The organism is Streptomyces sp. NPDC006012 (genome assembly GCF_042871185.1).
Taxonomy (GTDB): Bacteria; Actinomycetota; Actinomycetes; order Streptomycetales; family Streptomycetaceae; genus Streptomyces.
The window spans coordinates 310,747-329,867 of the sequence record NZ_JBIAIE010000005.1; the positions used below are offsets into that span (position 1 = coordinate 310,747).

The following is a 19,121-nucleotide window of genomic DNA, read 5'->3' on the forward strand; positions in this document are numbered from 1 at the left end:
AGCGGTCCGGCCGGAAATCAGCCGCCGAACTCCTGCAGACCCTTCAATGCCTGGTCGAGGAGTGCCTGACGGCCCTCCAGCTCCCGTTCCAGCTTCTCGGCCTTGGACGTGTTGCCCTGGGCCCGAGCCTGCTCGATCTGGCCCCGCAACTTGTCCACGGCGGCCTGGAGCTGGCCGGTCAGCCCCTCGGCACGCGCGCGTGCCTCCGGGTTGGTCCGGCGCCACTCGGACTCCTCGGCCTCCTGGATCGCCCGGTCGACCGTGTGCATCCGGCCCTCGACCCGGGGACGCGCGTCGCGCGGCACATGGCCGATGGCCTCCCAGCGCTCGTTGATCGAACGGAAGGCGGCCCGGGCGGCCTTGAGGTCGGTGATCGGCAGGATCTTCTCCGCCTCCTCGGCCAGCTCCTCCTTGAGCTTCAGGTTCTCCGACTGCTCGGCGTCCCGCTCGGCGAACACCGAACTGCGGGCGGCGAAGAAGACGTCCTGCGCACCGCGGAAGCGGTTCCACAGGTCGTCCTCGTGCTCCCGCTGGGCGCGGCCCGCGGACTTCCACTCCGTCATCAGCTCGCGGTAGCGGGCCGCCGTCGGACCCCAGTCCGTCGAGCCGGAGAGCGACTCGGCCTCGGCGACCAGCCGCTCCTTGGCCTTGCGGGCGTCCTCGCGCTGCGCGTCCAGCTGCGCGAAGTGCGCCTTGCGGCGCTTGGAGAACGCCGACCGGGCGTGCGAGAAGCGGTGCCACAGCTCGTCGTCCGACTTGCGGTCGAGCCGCGGCAGACCCTTCCAGGTGTCCACCAGGGCACGCAGCCGCTCACCGGCGGACCGCCACTGGTCGGACTGCGCCAGCTGCTCGGCCTCGACCACCAGGTCTTCCTTGGCCTTGCGGGCCTCGTCGGACTGCTTGGCCCGCTGTACCTTGCGCTCCTCGCGGCGGGCCTCGACGGTCGCCACGAGCTTGTCCAGCCGACCGCGCAGCGAGTCCAGGTCACCCACCGCGTGATGCGCGTCCAACTGCTCGCGGAGATGACCGATCGCGGTCTGGGCGTCCTTCGCCGACAGGTCGGTGGTCTGCACTCGCTTTTCGAGGAGGCCGATTTCGACGACCAGGCCCTCGTACTTGCGCTCGAAGTAGGCCAGTGCCTCCTCGGGGGAGCCGGCCTGCCAGGAACCGACGACCTGCTCGCCGTCGGCCGTACGCACGTACACGGTCCCCGTCTCGTCGACGCGGCCCCACGGGTCGCTGCTCACAGCGCCTCCTCCACATGATGCCTGCGCAGGGCTCGTACACCCCCGGGCATCGTCCACAGTTTCGTCACGGCCAACATAGGCGACCGGCGGGTTGCCTGTCCGCATCCCGCGCGACCGAAATTCCACGGCCGACCGTCATGGTCGTCAGGACTTGGTGACCGTCGCCTTGTTGATCACGACCGTCGCGTTCGGGGCACCGTCACCGGCACCCGTGCTCTCGCCCGCGTCGGCGATCTTCTTGAGCACCTTCATGCCCGCCTGGTCGATCGTCCCGAACGGTGTGTAACTGGGCGGCAACTGACTGTCCTTGTACACGAGGAAGAACTGGCTGCCGCCGGTGTGCGGCTGGCCGGTGTTCGCCATCGCGACCGTGCCCGCCGGGTAGACGCTGTTCTTCAGGCTGTTGTCCTTCAGATTCTCGTCCGGGATGGTGTAGCCGGGACCGCCGCTGCCGGTGCCCGTCGGGTCGCCGCACTGCAGCACGTAGATCCCGTTCGTGGTGAGCCGGTGGCACTTGGTGTGGTCGAAGAAGCCCTTGCCGGCGAGGAAGTTGAACGAGTTCACGGTGTGCGGAGCCGCCGCGGTCTTCAGCCCGATGCCGATCTCGCCGCAGGTCGTGTCCAGCTTCATCGTGTAATCGGCCGACTTGTCGACCGTCACTGCCGGTTCCTTCTTCCAGCTGAGTTTTTCCACCGACCCCTTGGCGGGCTTCTCGCACGGATCGGGGCCCTTGCTGGGGGTGGGGGCCGAGGGGCTGGGCGTCACCTCGGCACTGGCGTTGGCCTTGTCGTCCTTCTTGAACACTCCGGTCGTGTACAGCGCGACGCTGCCAATGACGATCACGCCGAGTACCGACGCGATCACGGAGTTGCGCATACGTGCTTTGCGTCGCGCGGACGTACGCCGCTGCTGCTGCCGCAAGAACTTCTCCCGGGCGAGCTGACGCCGCCGCTGCTCCTGGCTGACCACCGGGTTCTCTCCTCATGCGTGTCGTGTGCCGACCGGTACGCGTGGGTTCTGTGAGCCGACCGCCGCGTTTAGCCCCGTACCGTATATGGGTTAGCTGAGGGATCGGCAGCGCCGGTAGGCTCTGACGACAGCTGAAGCCGCCCCGTAATCAACACAACGAAGGACGATCGTGCTCATTGCCGGGTTCCCCGCCGGGGCCTGGGGGACGAACTGTTATCTCGTCGCCCCCGCCGCCGGCGAGGAGTGCGTGATCATCGACCCCGGTCATCAGGCCGCCGAAGGAGTCGAGGAAGCGCTCGGAAAGCATCGGCTCAAGCCCGTTGCCGTCGTCCTGACGCACGGCCACATCGACCATGTCGCCTCGGTCGTCCCGGTGTGCGGCGCGCACGACGTGCCCGCCTGGATCCACCCCGAGGACCGGTACATGATGAGCGACCCGGAGAAGGCCATCGGCCGCGCCATCGGGATGCCGCTCATGGGCGAGCTGACGGTGGGGGAGCCGGGCGACGTCAAGGAGCTGACGGACGGGGCCAGGCTGGAACTGGCCGGTCTGGAGCTGACCGTGACGCACGCGCCGGGCCATACCAAGGGGTCGGTGACCTTCGGTCTGCCCGAGTCGGCGGAGATCCCGCCGGTCCTGTTCTCGGGCGACCTGCTGTTCGCCGGCTCCATCGGACGTACCGATCTGCCCGGTGGCTCCATGGCGGACATGCTCGAATCGCTGGCCCGCGTGGTCCTGCCGCTCGACGACTCCACCGTGGTGCTTCCGGGCCACCAGGAGCACACGACCATCGGCCGTGAACGCGCCACCAACCCCTATCTGCGGCAGGTGGCCGCCGGCCCGGGAGCGGACGAGGGCGCTCCCCGACGAGGATTGTGACGAGAATTTTCCGTGAGCACCTTCAACGCCCCCAAGGGCACGTACGACCTGATCCCCCCGGAGAGCGCCAAGTACCTGGCCGTCCGTGAGGCGATCGCCGCGCCGCTGCGCAATTCCGGTTACGGCTACATCGAGACGCCCGGCTTCGAGAACGTGGAACTCTTCGCGCGCGGCGTCGGCGAGTCCACCGACATCGTGACGAAGGAGATGTACGCCTTCGAGACCAAGGGCGGCGACAGACTCGCCCTGCGTCCAGAGGGCACCGCCTCCGTGCTGCGCGCGGCTCTGGAGGCCAACCTGCACAAGGCGGGCAACCTCCCCGTCAAGCTCTGGTACTCCGGCTCGTACTACCGCTACGAGCGTCCGCAGAAGGGCCGTTACCGCCACTTCTCACAGGTCGGCGCCGAGGCGATCGGCGCCGAGGACCCCGCGCTGGACGCCGAGCTGATCATCCTGGCGGATCAGGCGTACCGCTCACTGGGGCTGCGCAACTTCCACATCCTGCTGAACAGCCTCGGCGACAAGGAGTGCCGGCCGGTCTACCGGACGGCGCTCCAGGAGTTCCTGCGCGCCCTCGACCTGGACGAGGACACCCACCGGCGCATCGAGATCAATCCGCTGCGGGTGCTCGACGACAAGCGCGAATCCGTGCAGAAGCAGTTGACGGGTGTGCCGCTGCTGCGGGACTACCTGTGCGACGCCTGCAAGGCGTACCACGAGGAGGTCCGTGAGCTGATCACGGCGGCAGGCGTGGCCTTCGAGGACGACCCGAAGCTGGTGCGCGGCCTGGACTACTACACGCGGACGACCTTCGAGTTCGTGCACGGCGGCCTCGGCTCGCAGTCCGCGGTCGGCGGCGGCGGACGCTACGACGGCCTGTCGGAGATGATCGGCGGCCCGGCGCTCCCGTCGGTCGGCTGGGCGCTCGGTGTCGACCGTACGGTGCTGGCCCTGGAGGCGGAGGGCGTCGACCTCGACCTGCCGTCGCCGGTCAGCGTGTTCGCGGTCCCGCTCGGGGCGGAAGCGAAGCGTGTGCTGTTCGCCAAGGTCACCGAGTTGCGCAAGGTGGGCATCGCGGCGGACTTCTCCTACGGCGACCGGGGCCTGAAGGGCGCCATGAAGAACGCCAACCGCAGCGGCGCCCGCTACACGATCGTGGCCGGCGAGCGGGACCTCGCCGACGGCGTCGTCCAGCTCAAGGACATGGACTCCGGCGAGCAGACCTCGATCGGCGTGAACGAGATCGTGGCCGAACTGGAGTCGCGCCTCGGCTAGGGCGTGGTTCGAACGCAGCGTCGGATCAGGCCGCGGCGTCTGGTGCCGTGCATCGCAAGGCGGAGGATCGTCCTCGTACCGGGCGTACGTGGAGGACTCCGGCGACGCGACGAGGTGCGGTGCCTGGGGGCACCTCCCAGTCGGCAGGCTGGGGGGGAGCGTCGCGGCCCCGGCGGGAGTTTCGGAACACGCCCCAGCAGTGGGGCGCCGCCGCCCGCACAGGTGGGGAACCGCCCGGCCGACCCGCCACGGCGCGGGCCGCGGGCCGCCGACGAAGGAACGGCGCCTGACACCCCTTCCGCCGGGGCGTCAACCCGGCGCCGTCGTCTCGTCCGGCCAGGCGATTGGCGTGCCGTGCGCGCGGCCCCGTACGCGTCCCCCGCCCGTCCACCGGGAATGCGCCCGCCCGTGCTGCCATGGCGGTGCGCGTCGGCCGGAACCGAACGCTTCCGGACGATCGTGCGTACCTTCTCAGAACGGTTACTTGCGGCCACCGGAGGATGTTCAGGCCCCTGGTGCGGCACAATGGCCCGTGCCCGAAGCAGGTCCCACTCTCAAGCAGACGGAATCGGCGTGATGAGCAAGACGACAGTCAAGGACGCCTCCACGGAGCCCGGGCCCGACTCCGAGCCTGCCCTCGGCGCGCGGACGGAGGGCGGCAGCCGTGCCTTCGCCCTGCTGCTGGTGATCACCGGCGCGGCCGGCCTGCTCGCCGCCTGGGTCATCACGATCGACAAGTTCAAACTGCTGGAGGCGAAGGTCGAGGGCAAGACCTTCACCCCCGGGTGCAGCCTCAACCCGGTCGTCTCGTGCGGCAGCGTCATGGAGAGCAAGCAGGCCGCCGCCTTCGGCTTCCCGAACCCGATGCTCGGCCTGGTCTGCTACGGCATCGTCATCTGCGTCGGCATGAGCCTGCTCGCCCGGGCCCGGTTCCCCCGCTGGTACTGGCTGACCTTCAACTTCGGCACCCTCTTCGGCGTCGGCTTCTGCACCTGGCTGCAGTTCCAGTCCCTGTACCGGATCAACGCGCTGTGCCTGTGGTGCTCCCTGGCCTGGGTCGCCACGATCGTCATGTTCTGGTACGTGACGTCGTTCAACATCCGCAAGGGCTTCCTGCCCGCGCCGGGCTGGCTGAAGGGCTTCTTCGGGGAGTTCACCTGGGTGGTGCCGGTGCTGCACGTCGGCATCATCGGCATGCTGATCCTGACCCGCTGGTGGGACTTCTGGACCAGCTGAGCCCGGTACGAGTCCCTGCGCCGGCCGGACCGGCGACAGGGCCCGGCCGCGTTGTCAGTGCCGTGAACTAGGGTTTCACCGTGGAACCCGACCTGTTCACCGCCGCGGCGGAAGAACGCCAGGAGAAGGACCCGGCAGGCAGCCCCCTGGCGGTGCGGATGCGCCCGCGCACCCTGGACGAGGTGGTGGGCCAGCAGCACCTGCTGAAGCCCGGCTCGCCCTTGCGCCGACTGGTCGGGCAGGGCGCTGGCGGCCCGGCCGGACCCTCCTCGGTGATCCTCTGGGGCCCGCCCGGCACCGGCAAGACGACCTTGGCGTACGTCGTCTCCAAGGCCACCGACAAGCGCTTCGTGGAACTGTCCGCGATCACCGCGGGCGTCAAGGAGGTCCGGGCGGTCATCGACGGCGCCCGGCGGGCCACCGGGGGCTTCGGCAAGGAGACCGTCCTCTTCCTCGACGAGATCCACCGCTTCAGCAAGGCCCAGCAGGACTCCTTGCTCCCGGCCGTCGAGAACCGCTGGGTGACCCTGATCGCGGCCACCACCGAGAACCCGTACTTCTCCGTGATCTCCCCCCTGCTGTCCCGCTCCCTCCTGCTCACCCTCGAACCCCTCACCGACGACGACGTGCGCGGCCTGCTCCGCCGCGCCCTGGCCGACGAGCGGGGCCTCGCCGCTGCCGTCACCCTTCCCGAGGAGACCGAGGAGCACCTGCTGCGGATCGCGGGCGGCGACGCCCGCCGGGCCCTGACCGCCCTGGAGGCGGCGGCCGGTGCCGCGCTCGACAAGGGCGAGCCGGAGATCGCCCTCGGCACCCTGGAGGAGACGGTCGACCGGGCCGCGGTGAAGTACGACCGCGACGGCGACCAGCACTACGACGTGGCCAGCGCCCTCATCAAGTCCATCCGCGGCTCCGACGTGGACGCGGCGCTGCACTACCTGGCGCGGATGATCGAGGCCGGCGAGGACCCCCGCTTCATCGCCCGCCGGCTGATGATCTCCGCCAGTGAGGACATCGGCCTCGCCGATCCGAACGCCCTGCCGCTCGCGGTGGCCGCCGCCCAGGCCGTCGCCATGATCGGCTTCCCGGAGGCGGCCCTCACCCTCAGCCACGTCACCATCGCCCTCGCCCTCGCCCCCAAGTCCAATGCCGCGACCACGGCGATCGGCGCCGCCCTGGACGACGTACGCAAGGGCCTGGCGGGCCCGGTCCCACGGCATCTGCGCGACGGGCACTACAAGGGCGCCGCCAAGCTCGGCCACGCCCAGGGGTACGTGTACCCGCACGACCTGCCCGAGGGCATCGCCGCCCAGCAGTACGCGCCGGACGCCCTCCAGGACCGCGAGTACTACGCCCCGACCCGGCACGGCGCCGAGGCCCGGTACGCGGACGCGGTCGACTGGACCAGGAAACACCTCGGTCGCAAGCGGTCCTGAGCGCCCTGTAGACTTCCGCGAAGTGCTGCGTCCCGTGTCCGTGCCTCCGCAAGGAGAACCGGCACCACCAGAACGGGACATCCAGCCGGAACCCCAGGTCCGCGAGGACCGGGGGATCCAGGAGCGTCGCGCACCGTCGAACGGTGTCGCGGGCAGCCCACCACCACCCGGGGCTCCGGGGCCGGCCGGTGGGCCACTCGCGTGCTGCACGTATGTGCCCAGACCAGGGGAGCGGCTGCCCACCCGGTCCGTCCTGCGGACCCGGCGGGAATCCCCGGCTGCGGATGCGACCTCCCTTAACCCTGGTGAAGCCGTACTCGTACAGAGAACATGAGGTGTTCGGTTCCATGGCGAACCAGTCCCGCCCCAAGGTCAAGAAGTCGCGTGCCCTCGGTATCGCGCTGACCCCGAAGGCCGTCAAGTACTTCGAGGCCCGCCCCTACCCGCCGGGTGAGCACGGACGCGGCCGCAAGCAGAACTCGGACTACAAGGTCCGTCTGCTGGAGAAGCAGCGGCTGCGCGCTCAGTACGACATCTCCGAGCGTCAGCTGGTGCGCGCCTACGATCGTGCGTCCAAGGTCCAGGGCAAGACCGGTGAGGCCCTGATCGTCGAGCTGGAGCGTCGTCTCGACGCGCTGGTCCTGCGTTCGGGCATCGCCCGCACGATCTACCAGGCCCGTCAGATGGTCGTCCACGGCCACATCCAGGTCAACGGGCAGAAGGTCGACAAGCCGTCCTACCGGGTGCGTCCTGACGACGTCATCCAGGTCCGCGACCGCAGCAAGGACAAGACGCTCTTCCAGATCGCCCGTGAGGGCGGTTTCGCCCCCGACGGCGAGACCCCGCGCTACCTTCAGGTGAACCTCAGGGCCCTGGCGTTCCGCCTGGACCGTGAGCCGAACCGCAAGGAAGTTCCGGTGATCTGCGACGAGCAGCTCGTCGTCGAGTACTACGCCCGCTGATCACCCTCGGCGGCGGTACCACCGGCCTCGCGCCCGCGCCCGCTGCTTCCCACCGCACCGGTGGGAAGCAGCGGGCGCTGTCGTCCGCGGCCCGGCCCGGCACCGCGAGGCGTGAGTGCACGGCCGCGCTGCGTACAATCGGCGCGGTGCCGGACGCCCTTCCGTATGCCGAAATCCGGTACGGCGGGCCGCCACCGGCGCGATAGGGTCGGATGGCGACTTTCGAGAGTGCCCGTCGGCAAGCGCCCGCCGAGAGCCCATGGGCACTCCAGTGACAACAGGAAGCGGTGCAGCGTGTCCGGTGGAGAGGTTGCCGGGATCCTGGTGGCCGTCTTCTGGGCGATCCTGGTGGCCTTCCTCGCCGTCGCCCTGGCGAGGCTGGCCCAGACGCTCAAGGCGACCACCAAGCTCGTGGCGGACGTGACCGACCAGGCCGTCCCGCTGCTCGCCGACGCCTCCGCCGCGGTGCGCTCGGCGCAGACCCAGATCGACCGGGTCGACGCCATCGCCTCGGACGTCCAGGAAGTCACGTCGAACGCGTCGGCGCTGTCGACGACCGTCGCGTCCACCTTCGGCGGCCCCCTCGTCAAGGTCGCGGCCTTCGGCTACGGCGTGCGCCGGGCGATCACCGGCCGCCGACCGGAGCCGGCCGACGGGGGCCGCGAGGACGCGCCCGGCAAGGCGCCCCGGCGTACCGTGATCGTGGGCCGCACCGTCCCGTCCGCGCGACGGGGGAAGCGGAACACCCGGGAAAAGAGAGACTGACCGAGATGTTCCGCCGTACGTTCTGGTTCACCACGGGTGTCGCCGCCGGTGTGTGGGCCACCAGCAAGGTCAACCGCAAGCTGAAGCAGCTGACCCCCGAGAGTCTTGCCGCGACCGCGGCGGGCAAGGCGCTCGTGACGGGACGGCGCGTCAAGGACCGCGCGGTGGGCTTCGCGCTCGACGTGCGGGACAACATGGCCCAGCGGGAAGCCGAACTCGAAGACGCGCTCGGCATCCGGGAGACCCCGGAGCTCCCGGTCCCCCCGCGCTACGCCGCCATCGAGAACCGCAGCAACCCGAAGTACGCCGATCCGACGACGTACTCGTACAACCGGAATGAGGACCACTGATGGAGTCGGCTGAGATTCGTCGCCGCTGGTTGAGCTTCTTCGAGGAGCGCGGTCACACCGTCGTCCCTTCGGCGTCGCTCATCGCGGACGACCCGACTCTGCTCCTCGTCCCGGCCGGCATGGTGCCCTTCAAGCCCTACTTCCTGGGTGAGGTCAAGCCGCCGTTCCCGCGCGCCACCAGCGTGCAGAAGTGCGTGCGCACGCCCGACATCGAAGAGGTCGGCAAGACCACCCGGCACGGCACGTTCTTCCAGATGTGCGGCAACTTCTCCTTCGGCGACTACTTCAAGGAAGGCGCCATCAAGCTCGCCTGGGAGCTGCTCACCGCTCCCCAGGACAAGGGCGGTTACGGCCTGGAGCCGGAGAAGCTCTGGATCACCGTCTACAAGGACGACGACGAGGCCGAGCGCATCTGGCACGAGGTCGTCGGCGTGCCGAGGGAGCGCATCCAGCGCCTGGGCATGAAGGACAACTACTGGTCCATGGGCGTACCGGGTCCGTGCGGCCCCTGCTCCGAGATCAACTACGACCGCGGCCCGGAGTTCGGCGCCGAGGGCGGCCCCGCCGTCAACGACGAGCGGTACGTGGAGATCTGGAACCTCGTCTTCATGCAGTACGAGCGTGGCGAGGGCACCGGCAAGGACAACTTCGAGATCCTCGGCGACCTGCCGAGCAAGAACATCGACACGGGCCTCGGCCTGGAGCGGCTCGCCATGATTCTGCAGGGCGTGCAGAGCATGTACGAGATCGACACCTCCATGGCCGTGATCGACAAGGCCACCGAGCTGACCGGAGTGCGCTACGGCGATGCCCACGGCTCGGACGTGTCCCTGCGCGTGGTGACGGACCACATGCGCACCGCCACCATGCTCATCGGCGACGGCGTGACCCCCGGCAACGAGGGCCGCGGCTACGTCCTGCGCCGCATCATGCGCCGGGCCATCCGCAACATGCGCCTGCTCGGCGCCACCGGTCCGGTCGTGTCGGACCTCATCGACGTCGTCATCCGCGTCATGGGGCAGCAGTACCCGGAGCTGATCACCGACCGCGAGCGCATCGAGAAGGTCGCCCTCGCCGAGGAGAACGCCTTCCTCAAGACCCTGAAGTCCGGCACCAACATCCTCGACACGGCCGTCACCGAGACCAAGGCCACGGGTTCCACCGTCCTTGCCGGCGACAAGGCGTTCCTGCTCCACGACACCTGGGGCTTCCCGATCGACCTCACCCTGGAGATGGCCGCCGAGCAGGGCCTCACCGTGGACGAGGACGGCTTCCGCCGCCTGATGAAGGAGCAGCGGGAGCGCGCCAAGGCCGACGCCCAGGCCAAGAAGACCGGCCACGCCGACCTCGGCGCCTACCGGGAGATCGCCGACACCTCCGGCGAGACCGAGTTCATCGGCTACAGCGACACCGAGGGCGAGTCCACGGTCGTCGGCATCCTGGTCGACGGCGTCCCCTCGCCCGCCGCCACCGAGGGCGACGAGGTCGAGATCGTCCTGGACCGCACCCCGTTCTACGCCGAGGGCGGCGGCCAGATCGGCGACACCGGCCGCATCAGGGCGGACTCCGGCGCCGTCATCGAGGTCCGCGACACCCAGAAGCCCGTCCCCGGTGTGTACGTCCACAAGGGCGTCGTCCAGGTCGGTGAGGTGACGCTCGGCGCCAAGACGCAGGCCACGATCGACTCCCGCCGCCGCAAGTCCATCGCCCGCGCCCACTCGGCCACCCACCTGACCCACCAGGCGCTGCGCGACGCCCTAGGCCCGACCGCCGCCCAGGCCGGCTCGGAGAACCAGCCCGGCCGCTTCCGCTTCGACTTCGGCTCGCCGTCCGCCGTGCCCACGGCCGTGATGACCGACGTCGAGCAGAAGATCAACGAGGTGCTCGCCCGCGACCTGGACGTCAGCGCCGAGATCATGGGCATCGACGAGGCCAAGAAGCAGGGTGCCATCGCCGAGTTCGGCGAGAAGTACGGCGAGCGGGTCCGCGTGGTCACCATCGGCGACTTCTCCAAGGAACTGTGCGGCGGCACGCACGTGCACAACACCGCCCAGCTGGGCCTGGTGAAGCTGCTCGGCGAGTCGTCCATCGGCTCCGGTGTGCGCCGTATGGAGGCCCTGGTGGGCGTCGACGCCTACAGCTTCCTCGCCCGCGAGCACACCGTCGTCAACCAGCTGACCGAACTGCTCAAGGGCCGTCCGGAGGACCTGCCCGAGAAGGTCTCCGGCATGCTCGGCAGGCTGAAGGACGCGGAGAAGGAGATCGAGAAGTTCCGCGCCGAGAAGGTGCTCCAGGCCGCCGCCGGGCTCGCCGAGTCCGCCAAGGACGTCCGCGGGATCGCCGTCGTCACCGGCCGCGTCCCGGACGGCACCACCCCGGACGACCTGCGCAAGCTCGTGCTCGACGTGCGCGGACGGATCCAGGGCGGGCGGGCCGCCGTCGTCGCCCTGTTCACGGTGAACAACGGCAAGCCGCTCACGGTCATCGCCACCAACGAGGCCGCCCGCGAACGCGGCCTCAAGGCCGGCGACCTGGTCCGTACCGCCGCCAAGACCCTCGGCGGCGGAGGCGGCGGCAAGCCGGACGTCGCCCAGGGCGGCGGCCAGCACCCCGCCGCCATCGGTGACGCCGTGGACGCCGTCGAGCGCCTGGTCGGCGAGACCGCCAAGTAAGAATCGGTCAGGAATCATGCGCAGAGGACGCCGGCTCGCGATCGACGTCGGGGACGCCCGTATCGGGGTCGCTTCGTGCGACCCCGACGGGATCCTCGCGACACCCGTGGAGACCGTCCCCGGACGGGACGTTCCGGGGGCCCACCGTCGGCTCAGGCAACTCGTCGAGGAGTATGAGCCGATCGAGGTCGTCGTCGGCCTGCCCCGTTCCCTCAAAGGGGGCGAGGGCCCGGCCGCGGTGAAGGTGCGGGGCTTCGCCCAGGAGCTGGCCAGGGGCATCGCACCCGTCGCCGTGCGTCTCGTCGACGAGCGGATGACGACCGTGACGGCAGGCCAGGGGCTGCGCGCGTCCGGGGTCACGGCCAAGAAGGGCCGCTCGGTCATCGACCAGGCGGCCGCTGTGATCATCCTCCAGCAGGCCCTGGAATCCGAACGAGTGTCAGGTAAAGCCCCGGGTGAGGGCGTCGAAGTGGTCATCTGATCGCGATACGGTAACGTTCCGCGCGATGCGGCGGTTTTCGAACAGCTGCCGCACATCAAGAGGCGGAACAGGGACCCGGCGAGGCAGCCGCGGGACCGCCGCCTCGTGGCTCTAGGGGATCGATGACTGAGTATGGCCGGGGCCCGGGCTCCGAACCATGGCATCCCGAGGACCCGTTGTACGGGGACGGCGGATGGGGAGGACAGCAGGCCCAGGCGGGTCAGCAGTCCCCCTACGGCGGCGTGCCGCAGCACCGTCCCCAGCAGCCGCAGTACGGAGAATGGGACCAGCAGCAGGGCGGGTACGGTCAGCAGCAGTACCCGCACTACGACGAGCACGGCAACCAGCGCTACCCGCAGCCGGGCAACCAGCACTATGACCCGCAGGCTTACCCGGGTCAGCAGCCGCCGTACCCGGGGCCGTCCCAGCCCCAATACCAGCAGGGCGGCTGGGACGCCAGCGGCTCCCATGGGCATGTGCCGCACGCCGCGGACCCGGGCGACCCCTACGGCCAGCAGCCCGCGGCGTACGGCGCGGAGCAGCCCGACCTCTACGGCACCCCCGATGCCTACCCGCCCCCGCAACCGCCGGGGCGAAGACGTCCCGAGCCGGATCCCGAGAGCGACTGGGACCCCGGCCCGGACCAGGGCGAACACGCGTTTTTCTCGGGCGACGAGGACTCCGACGACGAACTCGCCGACGACCCGAAGGGGCGCCGCGGACGCGGTGCTGGGCGGGGCAAGAACGCCAAGGGCGGAAAGGGAGCCAAGAAGCGGCGCAGCGGCTGCGCCTGCCTGGTGGTCGTCCTGGTGTTCGGCGGCGGCCTCGGCGGGGTCGGATACTTCGGCCTGAAGTTCTACCAGAACCGTTTCGGTGCGGCCCCGGACTACGCGGGCAACGGCACCAGCGAGACCGTGACCGTGGAAATCCCCAAGGGAGCGGGCGGCTACGAGATCGGGCGACGCCTCAAGGATTCCGGGGTCGTCAAGAGCGTGGACGCGTTCGTCTCCGCGCAGTCGCAGAACTCCCAGGGCGGCACGATCCAGGCCGGCGCCTACACGCTGCACAAAGAGATGTCCGCCGCGAGCGCCGTGAAATTGATGCTCGACCCGAAAAGCCAGAGCAATGTGCTCGTCAAGCCGGGTGAGCGCAATGCCCAGGTGTACCAGGCGATCGACAAACAACTCGGCGTTGCCTCCGGCACCACGAAAAAGACCGCGGACAAGGGATACAAGACCTTCGGGATGCCGAGCTGGGCGCAGAACAGCAGCCGGCTCCGGGACCCGCTGGAGGGCTTCCTCCTCCCCGGTACCTATCCCGCGGCGAAGGGCATGAAGCCCGACGCGGTCCTGAAGCAGATGATCGCCGCGGCCAAGCAGAAGTACGCCGACGCCGGCCTCGAAACCAAGGCCAAGGAACTCAACCTCGCCAACCCGTTCCAACTCGTCACGGTGGCGAGCCTGGTCCAGGCCGAGGGTAAGACGCACGACGACTTCCGCAAGATGGCGGAAGTGATCTACAACCGGCTCAAGTCCACGAACACCGAGACCAACGGTCTGCTGCAATTCGACTCGACCTACAACTATCTGAAGGGCACGAGCAACATCCATATCAGCGAGTCCGAGGTGCACGGCAACACGGACCCGTACAACACGTACACGAACAAGGGCCTGCCGCCCGGTCCGATCGGCAACCCGGGCGACGACGCCCTGAAGGCCACGCTGAATCCGACCCACGACGGCTGGATCTACTTCGTGGCGACCGACGGAAAGAGCAACACGGAATTCGCCAAGACCTACGATGAATTCCGGCAGCTCCGGGACAAGTTCAACGCCAATTCGGCCGGCTGACCCCGGGCGCCCGCCGCGGACGGCGGCGGGCGGCTCCGGTAGCGTTGCAGCCCGACGCGGATATCGGGGCGGCATGAACGGCGGAGCGGTGATGGAGAACGTCAAGCACAAGCGGGCCGCCGTGCTCGGCTCCCCCATCGCGCACTCGCTCTCCCCGGTGCTGCACCGGGCCGCGTACGCCGAACTCGGCCTCACCGGCTGGACGTACGACCGTATCGAGGTCGACGAGGCCGCGCTGCCCGGTTTCTTCGAGCGGGTCGGGCCCGAGTGGGCGGGGCTCTCGCTGACCATGCCGCTGAAGCGGGCGGTCATCCCGCTGCTCGACGAGGTCAGTGACACGGCCGCAGCGGTGGACGCGGTCAACACGGTCGTGTTCACCGAGGGCGGCCGTCGCCTCGGCGACAACACCGACATCCCGGGCATCATGGCGGCCCTGCGCGAGCACGGAATCGAACAGGTCGGCTCCGCCTCGGTCCTCGGCGCCGGCGCCACCGCCTCCTCCGCGCTCGCCGCGCTGGCCCGGATCTGCACCGGCGAGGTCGTCGCCTACGTCCGCAGCGCCGCCCGCGCCGCCGAGATGCGGCAGTGGGGCCGCCGGCTCGACGTCGAGGTCCGCACGGCGGACTGGGCGGACGCGGCCGAGGCGCTGCACGCCCCCCTGGTCATCGCCACCACCCCCGCGGGCACCACCGACGCCCTCGCCGCCGCCGTACCGGAGCGGCCCGCCACTCTCTTCGACGTGCTCTACGACCCCTGGCCGACCGACCTCGCGGCCCGCTGGTCCATGGCCGGCGGGGCCGTGGTCAGCGGCCTCGACCTCCTCGTCCACCAGGCCGTGCTCCAGGTCGAGCAGATGACCGGCCGCACCCCGGCTCCGCTGGAGGCCATGCGCCGGGCCGGGGAGAAGGCCCTGGCCGACCGCTGAGCTTCGCACGCCTCCCGCCTCAGTGTCCCCACGCGTCCCGCCTGCTGGACCGGCGGCCGGGTCCAGGCCGCGGACGTGGGAGGATCGGGGGTGACGAACCGGGCAGCCGCGCAACCGGGCGGCGCCGACGCCGTACGCGAAGACCCGCGTACGCAGGGCAGGACCAGGGCGCGATCTTCAGAGGAGCACCGTTGAGCAGGCTGCGTTGGCTTACCGCGGGGGAGTCCCACGGTCCCGCACTCGTCGCGACGCTGGAGGGGCTTCCCGCCGGTGTGCCGGTCACCACGGAGATGGTGGCGGACCATCTGGCGCGGCGGCGGCTGGGATACGGCCGGGGTGCGCGGATGAAGTTCGAGCGGGACGAGGTCACGTTCCTGGGCGGGGTCCGGCACGGGCTGACCCTGGGTTCGCCGGTCGCGGTCATGGTGGGGAACACCGAGTGGCCGAAGTGGGAGCAGGTCATGGCGGCCGATCCCGTCGACCCCGAGATCCTGGCGGGGCAGGCGCGCAATGAGGCGCTGACCCGGCCGCGGCCCGGGCACGCGGATCTGGCGGGGATGCAGAAGTACGGCTTCGACGAGGCGCGGCCGGTACTGGAGCGGGCCTCGGCACGGGAGACGGCGGCGCGGGTGGCGCTGGGCGCGGTGGCCCGGTCGTACCTGAAGGAGACCGCCGGCATCGAGATCGTCTCGCATGTGGTCGAACTGGCGACGGCGAAGGCACCGTACGGTGTCTGCCCCACGCCCGCCGACGTGGAGCGGCTGGACGCCGATCCGGTGCGCTGTCTGGACGCGGACGCGTCGAAGGCGATGGTCGCCGAGATCGATCAGGCCCACAAGGACGGGGACACGCTGGGCGGTGTGGTCGAGGTGCTGGCGTACGGGGTGCCGGTGGGCCTGGGCTCGCACGTGCACTGGGACCGGAAGCTGGACGCCCGGCTGGCCGCCGCGCTGATGGGGATCCAGGCGATCAAGGGTGTGGAACTCGGCGACGGATTCGCACTGGCACGGGTGCCGGGCTCGAAGGCGCACGACGAGATCGTCACCACGCCGGAGGGGATCCGGCGGGCGTCGGGCCGCTCCGGCGGCACGGAGGGCGGCCTGTCCACGGGCGAGCTGTTGCGGGTACGGGCGGCGATGAAGCCGATCGCGACGGTGCCGCGGGCGCTGCGCACGGTCGACGTGGCCACCGGTGAGGCGGCGCAGGCGCACCACCAGCGCTCCGACGTGTGCGCGGTGCCCGCGGCCGGGATCGTCGCCGAGGCGATGGTGGCGCTGGTACTGGCGGACGCGGTCGCCGAGAAGTTCGGTGGCGACAGCGTGCCCGAGACTCGCCGCAACGTCCAGTCGTACCTCGACAGTCTCGTGATCCGGTGAGCGTCGTGCCTGCGGTCGTGCTGGTGGGTCCGATGGGTGTGGGGAAGTCCACCATCGGGGGGCTGCTGGCGGAGCGGCTCGGGGTCGGCTACCGGGACACCGACGACGACATCGTGACCGAGCAGGGCCGGACCATCGCGGAGATCTTCGTCGACGACGGGGAGAACGCCTTCCGGGAGCTGGAGAAGCTGTCGGTGCGGCGGGCGCTGACCGGGCACGAGGGCGTGCTGGCCCTCGGTGGTGGTGCGGTTCTCGACGCGGGGACCCGGGCGCTGTTGTCCGGACATCGAGTGGTGTATCTGTCGATGGGCGTGGAAGAGGCGGTGCGGCGCACCGGTCTGAACACGGCGCGGCCGTTGCTCGCGGTCAATCCGCGCCGGCAGTGGCGGGAGTTGATGGAGGCGCGGCGGCACCTGTACGAGGAGGTCGCCGCGGCGGTGGTGGCGACGGACGGCCGTACACCCGAAGAAGTCACCCAAGCAGTCCTGGACGTACTGGAGTTGAAGCAGGCATGAGCGAGACGCTGACGCGCATCCAGGTCGGTGGCACGGCGGGCAGCGAGCCCTACGAGGTTCTGGTGGGCCGCAGGCTCCTGGGCGAACTGCCCGGCCTGCTGGGACGGCGGACCGCCCGGGTGGCGGTGATCCATCCCGAGGCGCTGGACCAGACCGGTGAGGCGGTCCGCGCCGACCTGGCCGAGCAGGGCTACGAGACCGTCGCCATCCAGGTGCCGAACGCCGAAGAGGCCAAGACCGCCGAGGTCGCCGCGTACTGCTGGAAGGCGCTCGGCCAGTGCGGCTTCACCCGGACCGACGCCATCGTCGGCGTGGGCGGCGGCGCGACCACGGACCTGGCCGGGTTCGTGGCCGCGACCTGGCTGCGGGGAGTGCGCTGGGTCGCCGTCCCGACGACGGTGCTGGGCATGGTGGACGCGGCCGTCGGCGGCAAGACCGGCATCAACACGGCCGAGGGCAAGAACCTGGTCGGTGCCTTCCACCCGCCGGCCGGCGTCCTGTGCGACCTCGCCGCCCTGGACTCCCTCGCGGTCAACGACTACGTCTCCGGCCTCGCCGAGATCATCAAGGCCGGTTTCATCGCCGACCCGGTGATCCTGGACCTCATCGAATCCGACCCCGAGGGCGCGCGCACACCGGCGGGCCCGCACACCGCGGAACTCATCGAGCGGTCGATCCGGGTGAAGGCCGAAGTGGTCTCCGCCGACCTGAAGGAGTCGGGCCTGCGCGAGATCCTGAACTACGGCCACACCCTCGGCCACGCCATCGAGCAGAACGAACGCTACAAGTGGCGGCACGGTGCCGCGATCTCGGTCGGCATGCACTTCGCCGCTGAACTCGGCCGCCTGGCGGGCCGGTTGGACGACGCCACGGCGGACCGCCATCGCACGGTGCTGGAGTCGGTCGGGCTGCCGCTGCACTACCGCCACGACCAGTGGCCCAGGCTGCTGGAGGCGATGAAGGTCGACAAGAAGTCCCGCGGCGACCTGCTGCGCTTCATCGTCCTGGACGGGCTCGCCAAACCGACCGTTCTGGAGGGACCGGACCCGGCCGTGCTGCTCGCCGCCTACGGCGAAGTGGGGCAGTAGGTCCGCCAGGTCCGCCCACGCGGCATCCGTCCGATTCGCCTCGCGGACCGGGCACTTCGGACCGCCCCCGGCCGTTTCACCAAACGACGGCCGGGGACGGTACCGTTCGGTAGCGAGCGGGGCTCGCACTCCGCTGTCGGCGCCGAGGGCCAGCGGCGGACGAGCCCGAGAAGAACGAGACGGAGTGGCACCGGATGCAGCACGCAGTGGGTTCTCCGCTGCCGCCGCCCCACCAGCCGGGGCAGGGACCGACCGCCGGAGGGCCGCCAGCCGCGAACGGACCGGGAGCCCACCAGGGTCCCGCCCCTGTGCCCCCGCCGCCACCGGCGCCCGGCTTCCCCGGGGCCGGAACCCCTACGGGCCCGGTACCGCCCGCACCTCCGCAGCACATCCCCGCCCCGTTCGTGCCGGACGGCACCGGCCATGTGCCGCTGCCGCCCGGCGGGCCCGTCGCCATGCCCAGCCCGTCGCACGCCACCACCGCCGCGCCCGACCCGACCACCACCACGCTGGCCGTGCTGCTGATCGGCCCGGCGGGCGCGGGCAAGACGAGCGTCGCCAAGTACTGGGCGGACCACCGCCGGGTCCCCACCGCGCACATCAGCCTCGACGACGTACGCGAATGGGTCCGCTCCGGCTTCGCCGACCCCCAGACCGGCTGGAACGAGTATTCCGAGGCGCAGTACCGCCTGGCCCGCCGGACCTGCGGTTTCGCCGCCCGGAACTTCCTGGCCAACGGCATCTCCTGCATCCTCGACGACGCCGTGTTCCCGGACCGCCCGGTGGTGGGCCTGGGCGGCTGGAAACGTCATGTGGGCCCCGGGCTGCTCCCGGTCGTCCTGCTGCCCGGCCTCGACATTGTCCTGGAACGCAACGCCGAGCGCAGCGGCAACCGCAGGCTGACCGACGAAGAGGTCGCCCGCATCCACGGCCGCATGGCCGGGTGGTACGGCTCGGGCCTGCCGATCATCGACAATTCCCATCTGGACGTGCCGGGCACGGCCCGGGTCCTGAACGACGTCCTGACCAGGGCGATAGCGAGCCCCCCGAACTGGTGACCGCGCACGGGCGCCCCCCGCCCGCGCGCCGCCGAC

The 19,121-nt window shown here is 70.4% G+C and carries 17 protein-coding genes; 15 read left to right on the plus strand and 2 right to left on the minus strand.

Features of this window, described 5'->3' with window-relative positions:
• Positions 1-17: 17 nt before the first annotated feature.
• Both ACFYPJ_RS12880 and ACFYPJ_RS12885 read right to left on the minus strand, forming a co-directional pair.
• Positions 18-1,247 (minus strand): DUF349 domain-containing protein, encoded by a 1,230-nt coding sequence (locus ACFYPJ_RS12880; RefSeq protein WP_389014757.1) that lies wholly within the window; start codon positions 1,245-1,247, stop codon positions 18-20.
• Positions 1,248-1,391: 144 nt separating this feature from the next.
• Complete coding sequence (locus ACFYPJ_RS12885) at positions 1,392-2,216, minus strand: peptidylprolyl isomerase (RefSeq protein ID WP_389014761.1); 825 nt, start codon at positions 2,214-2,216, stop codon at positions 1,392-1,394.
• Between the two features lie 169 nt (positions 2,217-2,385).
• On the opposite strand from ACFYPJ_RS12885, the gene ACFYPJ_RS12890 reads away from it, so the two are divergent.
• The 15 genes from ACFYPJ_RS12890 (at position 2,386) to ACFYPJ_RS12960 (ending at position 19,085) form a co-directional block, all read left to right on the plus strand.
• Positions 2,386-3,096: an MBL fold metallo-hydrolase gene (locus ACFYPJ_RS12890; RefSeq protein WP_389014764.1), complete on the plus strand. Its 711-nt coding sequence runs from the start codon at positions 2,386-2,388 to the stop codon at positions 3,094-3,096.
• A gap of 12 nt (positions 3,097-3,108) precedes the next feature.
• The gene (gene hisS, locus ACFYPJ_RS12895) at positions 3,109-4,371 is read left to right on the plus strand and encodes a histidine--tRNA ligase (protein ID WP_389014767.1); all 1,263 of its coding nucleotides are present in this window, start codon (positions 3,109-3,111) and stop codon (positions 4,369-4,371) included.
• A gap of 576 nt (positions 4,372-4,947) precedes the next feature.
• Complete coding sequence (locus ACFYPJ_RS12900; protein ID WP_389014770.1) at positions 4,948-5,607, plus strand: vitamin K epoxide reductase family protein; 660 nt, start codon at positions 4,948-4,950, stop codon at positions 5,605-5,607.
• An 80-nt stretch (positions 5,608-5,687) separates the two neighbouring features.
• Positions 5,688-7,043 carry a replication-associated recombination protein A gene (locus tag ACFYPJ_RS12905; RefSeq protein ID WP_389014773.1) on the plus strand — a complete coding sequence of 452 codons (1,356 nt, stop codon included), beginning with the start codon at positions 5,688-5,690 and terminating at the stop codon, positions 7,041-7,043.
• A gap of 347 nt (positions 7,044-7,390) precedes the next feature.
• Positions 7,391-8,005, plus strand: a complete 615-nt coding sequence (rpsD, locus tag ACFYPJ_RS12910; RefSeq protein ID WP_389014776.1) for a 30S ribosomal protein S4 — start codon at positions 7,391-7,393, stop codon at positions 8,003-8,005.
• Between the two features lie 294 nt (positions 8,006-8,299).
• Positions 8,300-8,770 (plus strand): DUF948 domain-containing protein, encoded by a 471-nt coding sequence (locus ACFYPJ_RS12915; RefSeq protein WP_389014779.1) that lies wholly within the window; start codon positions 8,300-8,302, stop codon positions 8,768-8,770.
• Between the two features lie 5 nt (positions 8,771-8,775).
• Positions 8,776-9,120: a hypothetical protein gene (locus ACFYPJ_RS12920; protein ID WP_389014782.1), complete on the plus strand. Its 345-nt coding sequence runs from the start codon at positions 8,776-8,778 to the stop codon at positions 9,118-9,120.
• A complete protein-coding gene (gene alaS / locus ACFYPJ_RS12925) occupies positions 9,120-11,792 on the plus strand; it encodes an alanine--tRNA ligase (protein WP_389014785.1) in 2,673 nt (890 codons plus the stop codon). Before ACFYPJ_RS12920 ends, alaS begins: the two co-directional genes overlap by 1 nt.
• A 16-nt stretch (positions 11,793-11,808) precedes the next feature.
• Positions 11,809-12,273 (plus strand): Holliday junction resolvase RuvX, encoded by a 465-nt coding sequence (gene ruvX, locus ACFYPJ_RS12930; RefSeq protein ID WP_389014788.1) that lies wholly within the window; start codon positions 11,809-11,811, stop codon positions 12,271-12,273.
• 122 nt (positions 12,274-12,395) lie between these two features.
• Positions 12,396-14,123: an endolytic transglycosylase MltG gene (gene mltG / locus ACFYPJ_RS12935; RefSeq protein WP_389014791.1), complete on the plus strand. Its 1,728-nt coding sequence runs from the start codon at positions 12,396-12,398 to the stop codon at positions 14,121-14,123.
• A gap of 73 nt (positions 14,124-14,196) precedes the next feature.
• Entirely contained in the window at positions 14,197-15,048 is an 852-nt protein-coding gene (locus tag ACFYPJ_RS12940) for a shikimate dehydrogenase (RefSeq protein ID WP_389014794.1), read from the plus strand.
• Between the two features lie 191 nt (positions 15,049-15,239).
• On the plus strand, positions 15,240-16,424 hold the full coding sequence (gene aroC / locus ACFYPJ_RS12945) for a chorismate synthase (protein ID WP_389014797.1): 1,185 nt from the start codon (positions 15,240-15,242) through the stop codon (positions 16,422-16,424).
• Between the two features lie 32 nt (positions 16,425-16,456).
• Entirely contained in the window at positions 16,457-16,939 is a 483-nt protein-coding gene (locus ACFYPJ_RS12950) for a shikimate kinase (protein WP_389015100.1), read from the plus strand.
• Positions 16,936-18,027 (plus strand): 3-dehydroquinate synthase, encoded by a 1,092-nt coding sequence (gene aroB, locus ACFYPJ_RS12955; protein ID WP_389014800.1) that lies wholly within the window; start codon positions 16,936-16,938, stop codon positions 18,025-18,027. Before ACFYPJ_RS12950 ends, aroB begins: the two co-directional genes overlap by 4 nt.
• A 194-nt stretch (positions 18,028-18,221) precedes the next feature.
• A complete protein-coding gene (locus ACFYPJ_RS12960; RefSeq protein WP_389014803.1) occupies positions 18,222-19,085 on the plus strand; it encodes a Pro-rich N-terminal domain-containing protein in 864 nt (287 codons plus the stop codon).
• Positions 19,086-19,121: the final 36 nt, after the last annotated feature.

Excerpts from the sequence above, each read along its gene's own strand:
- ACFYPJ_RS12900 (WP_389014770.1), top strand. The coding sequence starts at position 4,948 with ATGAGCAAGACGACAGTCAAGGACGCCTCCACGGAGCCCGGGCCCGAC.
- rpsD (WP_389014776.1), top strand. The coding sequence starts at position 7,391 with ATGGCGAACCAGTCCCGCCCCAAGGTCAAGAAGTCGCGTGCCCTCGGT.
- ACFYPJ_RS12920 (WP_389014782.1), top strand. The coding sequence starts at position 8,776 with ATGTTCCGCCGTACGTTCTGGTTCACCACGGGTGTCGCCGCCGGTGTG.
- alaS (WP_389014785.1), top strand. The coding sequence starts at position 9,120 with ATGGAGTCGGCTGAGATTCGTCGCCGCTGGTTGAGCTTCTTCGAGGAG.
- ruvX (WP_389014788.1), top strand. The coding sequence starts at position 11,809 with ATGCGCAGAGGACGCCGGCTCGCGATCGACGTCGGGGACGCCCGTATC.
- mltG (WP_389014791.1), top strand. The coding sequence starts at position 12,396 with ATGACTGAGTATGGCCGGGGCCCGGGCTCCGAACCATGGCATCCCGAG.
- ACFYPJ_RS12940 (WP_389014794.1), top strand. The coding sequence starts at position 14,197 with ATGAACGGCGGAGCGGTGATGGAGAACGTCAAGCACAAGCGGGCCGCC.
- ACFYPJ_RS12950 (WP_389015100.1), top strand. The coding sequence starts at position 16,457 with ATGGGTGTGGGGAAGTCCACCATCGGGGGGCTGCTGGCGGAGCGGCTC.
- aroB (WP_389014800.1), top strand. The coding sequence starts at position 16,936 with ATGAGCGAGACGCTGACGCGCATCCAGGTCGGTGGCACGGCGGGCAGC.
- ACFYPJ_RS12960 (WP_389014803.1), top strand. The coding sequence starts at position 18,222 with ATGCAGCACGCAGTGGGTTCTCCGCTGCCGCCGCCCCACCAGCCGGGG.